This is a genomic window from Pseudonocardia sp. Ae505_Ps2 (assembly GCF_001932425.1).
Taxonomy (GTDB): domain Bacteria; phylum Actinomycetota; class Actinomycetes; order Mycobacteriales; family Pseudonocardiaceae; genus Pseudonocardia.
The window spans coordinates 3,667,440-3,679,198 of the sequence record NZ_MCIP01000001.1 but is presented as its reverse complement, the minus strand read 5'-3'; the positions used below and the strand labels follow the sequence as shown (position 1 = coordinate 3,679,198).

9 protein-coding genes are annotated in these 11,759 nt (G+C 73.6%); 3 read left to right on the top strand and 6 right to left on the bottom strand.

Translation table 11 applies throughout. The features are described 5' to 3' along the window. Positions 1–42 precede the first annotated feature (42 nt). A complete protein-coding gene (locus tag Ae505Ps2_RS17655) occupies positions 43–1,062 on the top strand; it encodes an LLM class F420-dependent oxidoreductase (protein ID WP_043278742.1) in 1,020 nt (339 codons plus the stop codon). A gap of 10 nt (positions 1,063–1,072) precedes the next feature. Here the strand turns inward: Ae505Ps2_RS17655 and Ae505Ps2_RS17650 are convergent, their stop codons facing one another. From Ae505Ps2_RS17650 to Ae505Ps2_RS17625, 6 genes are all read right to left on the bottom strand, one after another. Beyond that, complete coding sequence (locus Ae505Ps2_RS17650; protein WP_020624307.1) at positions 1,073–1,717, bottom strand: TetR/AcrR family transcriptional regulator; 645 nt, start codon at positions 1,715–1,717, stop codon at positions 1,073–1,075. Positions 1,718–1,806: 89 nt separating this feature from the next. Then, positions 1,807–3,174: an alpha/beta hydrolase gene (locus Ae505Ps2_RS17645; RefSeq protein WP_158071472.1), complete on the bottom strand. Its 1,368-nt coding sequence runs from the start codon at positions 3,172–3,174 to the stop codon at positions 1,807–1,809. A gap of 615 nt (positions 3,175–3,789) precedes the next feature. Beyond that, a complete protein-coding gene (locus Ae505Ps2_RS17640; protein ID WP_233147483.1) occupies positions 3,790–4,761 on the bottom strand; it encodes an isocyanide synthase family protein in 972 nt (323 codons plus the stop codon). 58 nt (positions 4,762–4,819) lie between these two features. Next, positions 4,820–6,067: a cytochrome P450 gene (locus tag Ae505Ps2_RS17635; RefSeq protein WP_075553785.1), complete on the bottom strand. Its 1,248-nt coding sequence runs from the start codon at positions 6,065–6,067 to the stop codon at positions 4,820–4,822. A 10-nt stretch (positions 6,068–6,077) separates the two neighbouring features. Then, positions 6,078–7,919 carry an asparagine synthase (glutamine-hydrolyzing) gene (asnB, locus tag Ae505Ps2_RS17630; RefSeq protein ID WP_075553784.1) on the bottom strand — a complete coding sequence of 614 codons (1,842 nt, stop codon included), beginning with the start codon at positions 7,917–7,919 and terminating at the stop codon, positions 6,078–6,080. Continuing rightward, on the bottom strand, positions 7,919–9,292 hold the full coding sequence (locus Ae505Ps2_RS17625) for an MFS transporter (RefSeq protein ID WP_083702293.1): 1,374 nt from the start codon (positions 9,290–9,292) through the stop codon (positions 7,919–7,921). Before Ae505Ps2_RS17625 ends, asnB begins: the two co-directional genes overlap by 1 nt. Positions 9,293–9,476: 184 nt before the next feature. Here Ae505Ps2_RS17625 and Ae505Ps2_RS17620 point away from each other — a divergent pair, with 184 nt between their 5' ends. Continuing rightward, positions 9,477–10,511, top strand: a complete 1,035-nt coding sequence (locus tag Ae505Ps2_RS17620; RefSeq protein WP_075554259.1) for an ABC transporter substrate-binding protein — start codon at positions 9,477–9,479, stop codon at positions 10,509–10,511. Next, positions 10,508–11,629, top strand: a complete 1,122-nt coding sequence (locus tag Ae505Ps2_RS17615; protein ID WP_249265290.1) for an iron ABC transporter permease — start codon at positions 10,508–10,510, stop codon at positions 11,627–11,629. Before Ae505Ps2_RS17620 ends, Ae505Ps2_RS17615 begins: the two co-directional genes overlap by 4 nt. Positions 11,630–11,759 lie beyond the last annotated feature (130 nt).

Below are 11,759 nucleotides of genomic sequence, written 5' to 3'. Positions count from 1 at the left end.
GCGGTGGGCGGGCCTCCTTCTGTGAGAGAGGTTCGGATGGCTCTGCCCGTGGGCGTCAACGTCGGGCACTTCTTCCGGGGAGTGCCCGCGGACTTCGCCGAGACCGTCCGGCGGATCGAGGACCTGGGCTTCGACGGCCTGTGGTTCGCCGAGGCCTACGGCTCGGACGTCTTCACCCCGCTGGCCTACGCCGCGGCCGTGACCAGCCGGATCCGGCTCGGGACGGCCGTCGCGCAGATCCCCGCGCGGACCCCCACCGCCACCGCCACCACCGCGGCGACGCTGGACCAGCTCTCCGGCGGCCGGGTCGTCCTCGGGCTGGGTGCGTCCGGCCCACAGGTCTCCGAGGGCTGGCACGGCGTCGCCTACCCCCGCCCGCTCGCCCGGACCCGCGAGTACGTCGACGTGGTGCGCCGGGTCCTTGCCCGCGCGGAACCGCTCGACCACGACGGCGAGTTCCACCAGCTCCCGTTGCGTGGCGGCACCGGGCTCGGCAAGCCGCTGAAGTCGTCGCTGCACATCCTGCGTCCCGACCTGCCGATCCAGCTCGGCGCCGAGGGGCCGCGCAACGTCGCGCTCGCCGCCGAGATCGCCGACGGCTGGCACGCGATGTTCTTCTCCCCCGCCTTCGACGGCTTCTACCGCGAGGCCCTCGACGCCGGCTTCGCGAGACGCGGCGGCAGGCCGGAGCGGTTCGAGGTCGTCTGCACCCTGCCCGTCGTCGTCGACACCGACGTCGAGCGCGCCGCCGACCGGGTCCGCCCCGACCTCGCCCTGTACATGGGCGGCATGGGCGCCCGCGGCGCGAACTTCCACCACGACGTGTTCGCCCGCATGGGACACGCCGAGCTCGCGGCCAGGGTCCAGGACCTCTATCTGCGCGGCGAGAAGGCCGCCGCCGCGGCGGCGATCCCCACCTCGCTGGTCGAGGAGGTCGCACTCGTCGGACCGCCGGGCAAGATCCGGGAGGAGATCGGGCGCTGGGAGAGCACGGTGGTCGGCTCCCTCGCCGTGCAGGGCCTGCCTGCCGACCTCGACACCCTGGCCACCGCGGTCCTCTGAGTGGCTGGGATCAGGCACCTTCCTCGAGGGCGCCGTCGACGGCCGGTCGGCGCCCGGGCACGTCCTGCGCGGGCGCAATCCCCAGACACGAGTGCGCAGCGCCGCTCAGGAGTTCGGCGAGCCGAGCAGGCGGTAGACCCGAGTTGTGGAACAGGATGCTCTGGATGCTGCCGATCGCGGCGTGCACGAGCAGCCGGACCTCGGCGTCGGGCATTCCCGGGCGCAGCGGTGCAGCGACCGCGACCCACTCCTCGATGTAGTGCCGCTGCGCGCGCCGGAGCCGGCGCAGGTCCTCCTCCGGGAGGTTGCGCGCCTCGCGGTGGTACACCTGGAGAATCCGCCGATCACGGATCGCCACCTCGACGTGGTTCCGTACCAACGCGGTGACCGCCGCCCGGTCGTCGACGGCCGACTCCACCACCTCCGACGCTCCGGTACGGAGGTTGTCCATGACCTTGTCCAGCAGCACGGCCAGGATGGCGGACTTGCTGGGGAAGTGCCGGTAGATCCCGGAGCCGACGATGCCGGCGGCCGTGCCGATGTCCGCCATCCCCACGGTGTGGTAGCCGTTGCGGGAGATCAGATCGGCGGCCGCGGTCAGGATCCGCGTCTTACGGGCAGGATCACGCCGCCTCGGACCACGCTCCCCGGGCACAGGCACACCTCCGTCTCCACCAGCCGGAATCACCATGACACACGTCGGCCACTCCCGGGTTCGGGCGTGGCCGACGTGTCATCCGACGGTCAGCCGATCGGGAGCCCCTTCGGGTCGCCGAGCGTGCCGACGCCGTCGACGGGCACCGGTGGTACCAGCCTGGTCGTCTCCGGCAGGACGTCGCTCAGCTGCGGCGCCTGCGTCCGGCACCCGGCGCGGTAGCCGTCGACGTTCTCGCCGTGGACCCCTGACGCCTCGTCCGCGAAGTAGGCGATCTGGGCGAAGGCCTGCTGTGCGTTGAGGTGCAGGTTGATGTCGTGCCCGGCGTCCGGGACCGCGGCCGCGCGGAAACAGGCTGCGGAGTCGTGTGCCGGGGCCTCCCACTCCCGCAGCCGGGTCGACGCGGCCTCCAGCTCCTGGGGCGAGGCGTCGTGCCCCGCATCCGTGGCGCACTCCTGCTGGTTCGCGCCGCACACCAGGGTGTCGAACTCACCGTTGATGGTGAAGGTCGGGATGGTGATGTTCTTGTGCATCCCGGTGTACTCCGGCGCCGGGAACGTCGCGAGCTCCGGTACCGTCACCGTGTTCGCCAGCTCGTTGTCCTTCTCGATCACGGCCGGGTCGGCGTTCGGCTCGTGGTAGAGCGCCGGGATGTTGCGGCTGCCCTGGCGGACCTGGAGGTAGCCCGGGTCCTTCGCCCACGGCTCGTCCGCGGTCACCGGGTCCAACGCGGCCGGGCCGCCGGTGAGGATCAGCGGCACCGCGTTGATCGCTCCGACGCGGTCGGTGTAGCCGGTGGCGATGACCGCGTCGGTGTCGTTGTAGAGGCTCGACTCGAACCAGGCGATGACCGATCCGTACGAGTGCCCGACCGTGGTGACGTGATCGAAGGCGACATCACCGATCGCACCCTGCTTCAGCTTGCTGATCAGCTGGTGGATGGTCTCGGCCTGAGCGGCCGTGGTGGTGAGCGCGCTGAGCGGGTGGTCGGAGCGACCGTGCCCGATCCGGTCGATGTTGAGGGTCGCGTAGCCGTGGCGGATGAGGGCGTTCACCGCCGAGTACCTCTCCGGCTGGTAGGGGAAGTCCCAGTAGTGGGTGCCGTAGGTGATGCCGTGGATCAGCACGAGCACTGCGGGCGGACGACCGGCCTTCGCGTCCGCCAGAGCTTCCCGGCTCATGCACAGTTCGCCGTAGATGGAGGACGGGACCGAAGGCTCCTTCAGGTTCAGCCCCGCCGTTCCGGGCAACGACGTCCCGGCCGGAGCGGCCACCGCCGGGATCGACACCGGGATCTGCCCGGCGAAGGGGCAGGTCTTGTTCTCCGCGGAGGTCGGGGTTCCGTAGTCACGGGGCGCGGCGGGCGTGTCCGGCGCCGCCCCGGCCACACCGACCACACCGACCAGCGCTGCTACGGCCGCAGCGACGGCTATGGCGACGCGGACGTGTCTCCTCATAATCGAGCCTCTCTTTAGTGAATGGCTGTTCTCAACAACGAGCACGCTGCCCACCAGATGCAGACCGATCGAGTGATGGAGCACGCATGCTGTCGGTAGTCGGCACGTAACGAGCGTCGGAAGGCGGCACAGCCTCATGCAGACCGACAAGCGGCCGTCACCTTCGGCAGCGCAAGTGATCCAGATTCACTTGTGGAGTTGGACCCGGGCCAACCGGCAGGCCTTCACCGTGGGCCTGCTGCCTCACTGCGGAACCTCGTGAGGACCGAGGCGCTGCCCGACGGCGCGAGTCGCCACGCCACTGCGAGGGACGACCGAGAAGGGCTTGACCGGAGCGCCGACGATGGTTAACTTCGCACGCGCAAAACGTGAACGGTCTGAACGCCAGAGGGACGGCGAAGGATCGAGACGAGCGGGAGGATGATCATTAGAGAAGCCCCCGGACATCTGGATCAGTAGAAGTGTCTCTGTAGTTGCGGGGCCCGGCCATCAGGCCGGGCCCCGCACGGCGTCATGGGTCATCGACGGTGGCGACCAGCAGTACGGCAACCGCCGGGGCCACGCCACCGGCGTCCGGCGGTGGGACGGGCACCCGCCGGAGGACGGCCCGCGTGATCACGGCGACCATCCTGTACCGGGCCGACCAGCGGCGACGTGGTCAGGTCGTCCCGCGCGCCTGACCAGGCCGCCCGAACGACGGGCCCGGTCGGCCCGCTGGAGCGACCAGGTCCCGTCCCGCCCCCGCACCGCGCACGAGTGCCACGGGGTCATCCATGCGTCGTCGGCCGGCACTAGGCGCACACCCAGCTTCGACGAGCCGGCCGGATGCGGGTGGATGGACAGCCGCACGCCGTCGGGGAACCGATCGGCGACCAGCGCGCTCCAGGCGTTGCTGCGGGCCACGACCCGGTAGCCGCGCTCCCGGGAGCGGCGCTGCAGGGCGGCGCGGCTGCCCTCGTGGTCGCCGGCGTCCTCGACGAGGAACCGCACGATCCCCAGGTAGAGCGCGCGTTCGGAGGGGTCGGCGCGGCAGCGCTCCCGCAACTGCTCGACCGACGGCGCCCACAGCCGGTCGAGCAGCGCACGGCGTTCGGAGTGGCTGCGATCGGGGTAGGCGTCCGACAGGTCGAAGAACTCGAAGCCCGGCAGCCGCTCCGCCGCGGCGAGCTCGCGGAGTGCGGCGCCGTAGTCGTCGACGTGCCCGTCGGGCACTCCGATGAGGTCGGCGAAGACGTGCCCGTCGGAGCAGACGAGCACCCGCGCACCCGGTTCGTGCACGGCGGCGATCTCGGCCCGGACGCGGTCCAGGTGGTGCAGCGACAGCCGCTCCCCCGCGTCGGGCAGCCGGCCGAGCACCTTGGCCGGGTTCGGGGACTTGCAGGGGAACGCCGGTAGCACCAGCCGCAGTGGTGTACCGGCGGTGACGGCGGCCCGGATCTGGGCGCGCTGCGGGTCGAAGGCGGAGGGCTCGGGCGCCGGCTCGTCGCGCGGGGCGCGCCGGTGGCGCAGCAGGATGTCGAGGACGTCCTCGACGACGGCGTCGGTGCGGGTCCGGTCGGTGACCGGGTCCGGGGCACAGGCGATCAACGATGCTCCGATCGGCGGGTCGCCACGGGTGACGACGGCGTGGTGGGTGTCGGTCGGGTCAGCGGGCGTGCGACGACGCGTCGTGGGTCACGAGGAGTGCGCGGACACCGCGGCCCAGCACGGCCGGGGTCCAGTCGAGCGCGGCGGGATCGGTGGCGAACCGCATGCCGGGCAGCCGGGCGAGCAGGGTGCCCAACGCGACCTGCAGCTCGACGCGGGCCAGCGCGGCGCCAGGACAGAAGTGGATGCCGTGTCCGAACGCGAGGTGCGGGTTCGGGCTGCGGTCGAGCACCAGCTCGTCGGCTCGGTCGAAGCGGCGCGGGTCGCGGTTGGCCGCGCACAGCGACACGATCACCGAGTCCCCGGCGGGGACCTCGCGGCCGTGCAGCTCGTCGGTCTCGGCGAGGAACCGCCAGGTGGTGAGCTCGAACGCGCTGTCGTAGCGCAGCAGCTCCTCCACCGCGCGCGGCAGCAGCTCCGGGTCGGCGGCGAGGCGGTCGAGCTCGTCGGGGCGGTGCAGCAGCGCGACCAGCGCGGTGGTGATCTGGTTCGTCACCGGCTCCTGCCCGGCCACGAGCAGCTGGAAGACCATGGAGTCGAGCTGCTCCGCGGTGAGCTCGTCGGCGTCGCGGGCCGCGACCAGACGGGTGAGCAGCCCGCCGCCGGGCAGGTCCCGCACGCCGTCGACGACCCGCGCGATGTAGTCCTGCAGCCCGTGCAGCAGCCCCTCGTAGTGGGCGCGGCGCGGGTCGGAGGGCCCGACCGGGGCGACGACGCCGCCCCACTCCCGCCGGAACCCCGACGCGAGCTCGTCGGGCAGCCCGATCGCCAGGGCCAGCACGGCGAACGGGAAGTGGGCGGCGAACCCCGCGACCAGGTCCACCGGTCCGTCGGTGGCCGTCAGGTCGTCCAGGAGCCGGTCGGCGATCTCCTGCAGCCGTGGGCGCAGCTCCTCGGCAGCCCGCGGGGTGAAGGACTCGGTCACCAGCCGTCGCATGACGGTGTGGGTGGGCGGGTCCTGGTGCAGCAGGTGGACCTGCAGCTGGGAGTGCTGCGGTTCGGGCATGATCGACGCCCGCGCCCGCCAGCGGTCGTTGCCCAGGCTGTGGTCCTTGCCCAGGCGCCGGTCGTTCAGGGTGGCGTGGGCGGCGTCGTAGCCCGTGACCAGCCAGGCGTGCACACCGCTGGGGAACGCCACCCGGTGGATCGGGCAACGGCGGCGCAGCTCCCCGTAGAGCGGGTAGGGGTCGCGCTTGTAGTCCGGGCCGACGAGCGGGACCGGCTCGGTCTCGTGGTGGGAGATCATCGGTGTCCTCTCAGATCCGCAGCGCGGGCCGCGCGACGTCGAGCCACAGGGCGAGGTCGACGACCCGCTCCAGGCGCAGCCGGGTGCCCCAGTCGAGCCCCTCCGCGGGCGCGTCGAGCAGCGGGTCGATGCGGGTGCGGTCGACGACGTCGGTGACGCCGTCGACGGTCAGGGCGTCGCGGGCCAGCTCCTGCAGCCCGGTGGCGTAGCCGGGGTCGTGGGTGGCCGGATAGTGGTTCTTGGCCCGCCACAGCACCGAGTCGGGCAGGTGCTTCGCACCCGCTCTGCGCAGCAGCGACTTCTCCCGGCCGTCGCGGGTCTGCTCGCTCCACGGGACCGAGAACGCGTACTCGACGAGGCGGTGGTCGCAGTAGGGCACGCGGACCTCCAGGCCGTGCGCCATCGACAGCCGGTCCTTGCGGTGCAGGAGCTGACGCACCCAGCGGGTGAGCGAGAGGTGCTGCAGCTCGCGCGAGCGGTGCTGCTCGGGTGACTCGTCGTCGTGGTGCGGGACGGCGGCGAGCGCGTCGGCGTAGGTGTCGGCGCGGAACTCCCCGAGCCGCATGGCGGCCGCGAGGTCGGGGTGCAGCGGGACCGCCGCGTCGTCGCCGGTGACCAGCAGCCACGGGAACGTCGCCGCGGCCCGCGGACGCTCGGCGTGGAACCAGGGGTAGCCGCCGAACACCTCGTCGGCGGCCTCCCCGGACAGCGCGACCGTCGAGTGCTCGCGGATCCGACCGAACAGCAGGTACAGCGAGGTGTCCATGTCGCCGACGCCGATCGGGGAGTCCCGGGCCGCGACGACGGCGCGCCGGTGCTCCAGGTCGAGCAGCGCCGCCGGGTCGAGGACGGTCACCGAGTGGTCGGTGCCGATGTGCGCCCCGGCCTCGGCCGCGTAGGGGGTGTCGTGCCCGGTGCGCAGGACGTCGCCGGTGAACTCGCGGGCCTGGTCGGTGTAGTCGACGGCGTAGGAGCGCAGCACCGCGTCGGGCCCGTGACGGTCGCGGAGTTCTGCCGCGGCGAACGCGGTCACGACCGAGGAGTCGAGCCCGCCCGAGAGCAGGCTGCAGATCTCGACGTCGGCCTCCAGCCGGGACCGGGCGGCCCGCTCGACGAGCGCCGCGACGTGGTCGGCGGTCGCCTCGGGGCCGTCGGTGTGCTCCCGCAGCTCCAGCTGCCAGTAGCGGCCGGTGCGCACGCCGTCGGCGTCGAACAGCAGCCACCCGCCGGGCTCGACCTCCGCGACACCGGCGTAGACGCCGGGCCAGGTGGAGAACAGCAGCGAGTAGCCGTCGCGCAGGCTCTCGACGTCGGCGACCGGGTCGATACCGGGGTGGGCGAACAGGGCCTTGGGCTCGGAGCCGAACGCGACGCCACCGGTCGGGGTGCGGGCCCAGTACAACGGTTTGACGCCGAGCCGGTCGCGGCCCAGTACGAGCCGGCCGGTCGGCTGGTCCCACACCGCGAACGCGAACATGCCCTCCAGCCGGTCGAGCACGGCGAGCCCCCACTCCCGGTACCCGGCGAGCACGACCTCGGTGTCGCTGCGCGTGTCGAACCGGTGCCCGCGCGAGCGCAGCTCGGCGCGCAGCTCGTGGTGGTTGTAGACCTCGCCGGAGTAGGACAGGACGGTGCGGGTGCCCTCGCTGCCGGCGAGCATCGGCTGCACGCCACCGTCGAGGTCGATCACCGCGAGGCGGCGGTGCCCGAGCGCGGCGCGTTCCTCGTGCCACACCCCGCCGGCGTCGGGCCCGCGCAGGACCTGGGTCGCGGCCATGGCCTCGGCGACCGCGCGGAGCGCCGCCGGGTCGGCGGCGGGAGCGGGCTCGGCCAGGCCGGCGATGCCACACATCAGGGGATCTCCTCGGTGGTGGGACGATCGCGGTGCCCGATCAGCAGCAACGCGGCGACGACGGCCGTGAGCGCCGTGACGACGAGGGCGGGACGGGTGGCGAGCACCGTGCCGTCGGTGTTCCAGGCGAGCGCGGCGGCGGCCGGGCCGACCGCGAAACCGAGGGCGCGGGCGCACTGCACGCCGGCTCCGGCGGTCGCCATCCGGTCCCGCGCGGCTCCGGCGAGGACGAGCACCTGGGTGGGGCCGCCGTAGAGTCCGGTGCCCAGTCCGGCCAGCGCCACCCGCCAGGCGACGTCGACCGGGGTCCAGGACGCCCCGTCGGGGAGCGCGGCGAGCAGCGTGAAGCCGACCGCGGCGAGGGCGACGCCGGCGACCGCGACCGCGCGCGGGGAGAAGCGGTCGGCGAGCCGGCCAGCGGGCGGCCCGGCCACGACCATCCCCAGCGGGAACGCCAGCAGCGCCAGCCCGGCGGCGGCGGGACCGGAGCCCCCGGCCTGCAACCCGACGGCGACCAGGTACGAGGCGGCCGCGAACGCCCCGGCGAGCAGGGCCACGGCGGCGGCGGGCGCGACGCCACGCGGCCGAAGCGCCGCGGCGACCGCGCGAGCGCCGGGGCGCGACGCCGAGGTGGCGAGCGCGGCGACCGCGACCACGATCGCCGCGGCCACCACCGCCGGACCGGCGAGAACACCGGTGGCGACGGCACACACGAGTCCGAGACCGGCGAGGAGCAGTGCGGCGTCGACCAGGCCCGCCCGGTCCGGCCCGGCCAGCACCCCGGCGGGGATCCGCGACCGGCGGACCAGCACGACCGCGACCAGCGACAACGCGACCACCGGGACGAACGCGACGCGCCAGCCGGCCAGCTCGATCATCGGCCCGCCCACCGCGGGACCCAGCACCCCGCCGATCGGGCCGGCCGTCGCGGGCACCGCCATCGCCCGGCCCCGACGCTGCGGGGCGACCGCAGCCACCGCGAGCACCGGCATGAGCACCATCAGCACCGCGCCGCCGGCACCCTGCAGAACGCGCAGCCCGACCAGCACCGGCAGCGACGGCGCGACCACGGCCGTGAGGTTCGCGGCGGCGAAGACACCGACGGCGGTGAGCAGGGCGGGTCGCACGGCGACCCGGTCCAGCCACCGCCCCGCCGGCAGCAGCAGCGCCACGGCCGGGATCGCATACGCCAGCACAACCCACTGGACCGACCGGGGATCGGCGCCGAATCCCTCCGCGATCCGCGGCAGGGCCACGGTGACGACGTTCATGTCGAACATCGCCGTGAACGACAGCAGGCCCGCCACCGCGACCGCGGCCCGGTCGTCACGCACCTGCCCGGCCGGCTCCGACGCCGTTCCGTCCTCGACCACTCCACCTCCGATCGCCACACCGTCGAGTGACGAGTCGTCACCACACGTGGTCGAGTTCCCGGGCGATACGGCCGAACGGCGCGATCCACGTCACACGTCATGACGACGACCGGAGGAACTGATCGACCGCGGACGCCGACTGGTGAGGTGTCCAGGACGAGTACGGCATGAAGGACGTGTGCGGGTGCGACGACACCGACGGACGATCACGACGGCAGTGGCCGCCCTCGCCGCCACGGTCCTCCTGCTGGCCGGGTGCGGCAGCGGCGCACCGGCCGCCGGCCACGCAGGTCACGAGGGTGGGGACGGGGGCGGATCGTCGGCGGGCGGTGCCGGACACCCGGCCGCACCCGCCTGCCCCCCGACACCGCAGCTCGCGGCCCCGCCCCGGCGCGTGGTCACGATGGACGGCGGGGCCGCCGCAGTCCTGAACGAGCTCGGCCAACGTGAACGGATCGTCGGTACCGCCGCCCCGGACTTCTTCGCGGCCTTCACCGGCACCGAGCGGACCGAGCTCGACTCGATCCCGGTGCTGGACCCCGGACAGGGCACCACCGAGTCGGTCGTCGCGGCGAAGCCCGACCTCGTCGTCGGGATCTCCAGCTACAGCTTCGGCGGTTTCGACGGCACCCCCTCGGTGGAGCGGCTGCGGCAGGCCGGCGCCGCCAGCCTGGTGGCCTGCGAGGACGCACCCTCGCCGGTGCAGGACATCGACGAGACCTACGCGTTCATCCAGCAGGTCGCGACCGTCTTCGGCGCGCAGGAACGGGGTACGCAGCTGGTCGACCGGATCAGGGCCCAGGTCGCCGCGGCGGCACCCGCCCCCGGCACCGCACCGGTCCGGGTGCTGGCGCTGTCCTCTGCCCCGCAGACCGCCCAGCCGCTGATGACCCAGGGCGGCTCCGGCCTCGCCAACGGCATCATCACCCTCGCCGGCGGACAGAACATCGCCGCCGACCAGGACAGCGACTTCGCGAGCCTGTCCGCCGAGCAGGTCGCCGCCCTCGACCCGCAGGCGATCGTCGTGATCACCGGATTCTCCCCGCAGAGCGACGCCGAGCTGACCGCGGCCATCCGGTCCAGCCCCGCCCTCGCCTCGACGACCGCAGTGCGCGAGAACCGGCTGGTCACCGTCCCGCAGTCGATCACCCTGTCCCCCAGCGTGCTCAACGGGCACGCCGTCGCCACCATCGCGAAGGGCATCCACGGCACCGGATGACCATGCATGAGGAGGCGGCGGGGACCGGCGGCCTGCTGGGCCGGGTGCCGCCGGACCGGCCGGTCCCTGCGGCCGGCGGCCTGCTCGGCCGGGTGCCGCCGGCGGCCGTGCTCGCCGGGCTGCTCCTCGCCCTGCTGGCCTCGGTCGTCGTCGCGATCGGCCTCGGCCCGGTGTCGATCCCGCCCGGCCGGGTGCTCGACGCCGTGACCGCCCACCTGACCGGCGGTGTGTCGGGGATCGACCGGGCCGAGGACTTCATCGTCTGGGAGCTGCGCACCCCACGTGTGCTGCTCGGTGTCGTCGTGGGGGCCGGGCTCGCCGTCGCCGGATTGCTGGTGCAGGCCATGGTCCGCAACCCGATCGGCGACCCCTATATCCTGGGGCTGTCGTCGGGGGCCTCGGTCGGCGCGGTCCTGGTCATCACCACGATCGGCACCGCGACGGCCGGGCTGTTCACGCTGCCCGCCGCGGCCTTCACCGGTGCGCTGCTCACGGGGCTGGGCGTCTTCGTCCTGTCCCGGGTCCGCGGGCGCCTGCACGCGACCCGGATGGTGCTGGCCGGGGTCGCGGTCGGGCAGCTGCTGGGCGGTATCACCTCCTTCCTGCTGCTGCGCACCCGCAACACCGACGCCCAGCAGCAGGTCCTGTTCTGGATGCTCGGAAGCCTGGCCGGGGCCCGCTGGGACCTGCTCGCACTGTCCGCCGCGATCGTCGGCGTGCTTCTGGTGCCCCTGTGGTGGCAGGCGAACCGGGTCAACCTGCTCGTCCTCGGCGACGACACGGCGTCGGCGCTGGGCACCGACCCCACCCGGCTGCGGGCGGCCCTGTTCGTCCTCACCGGACTGCTCACCGGGGCGGTGGTGGCGGTGTCGGGCAGCATCGGGTTCGTCGGTCTCGTCGTCCCGAACCTGGCCCGGCTGCTGTTCGGCGCCGACCACCGCCGCACCCTGCCGGTGTGCGTGCTGCTCGGCGCGCTCGTCGTGGTCTGGTCCGACACCGCCGCCAGGCTCGTGCTCGCTCCGACCGAGCTGCCGATCGGCATCCTCACCGCCGCGATCGGCGTGCCGTTCTTCCTCTGGGTGCTGCGCCGCAGCGCGACGGGGGCGGTGGGCGTGTGAGCGCCCGGCTCGTGATCGACGGCGTCAGCGTCGGCCACGGCGGGGACCGGGTCGTGCACGACGCGACGCTGACCGTCCCCGACGGTGCCGTCCTCGCTCTCGTCGGGCCCAATGGGTCGGGCAAGTCCAC

What these genes read in the sequence shown, in the direction of transcription:
- Ae505Ps2_RS17645 (WP_158071472.1), bottom strand. Translation starts at nt 3,174, where the DNA reads ATGAGGAGACACGTCCGCGTCGCCATAGCCGTCGCTGCGGCCGTAGCA.
- Ae505Ps2_RS17635 (WP_075553785.1), bottom strand. Translation starts at nt 6,067, where the DNA reads ATGATCTCCCACCACGAGACCGAGCCGGTCCCGCTCGTCGGCCCGGAC.
- asnB (WP_075553784.1), bottom strand. Translation starts at nt 7,919, where the DNA reads ATGTGTGGCATCGCCGGCCTGGCCGAGCCCGCTCCCGCCGCCGACCCG.
- Ae505Ps2_RS17615 (WP_249265290.1), top strand. Translation starts at nt 10,508, where the DNA reads ATGACCATGCATGAGGAGGCGGCGGGGACCGGCGGCCTGCTGGGCCGG.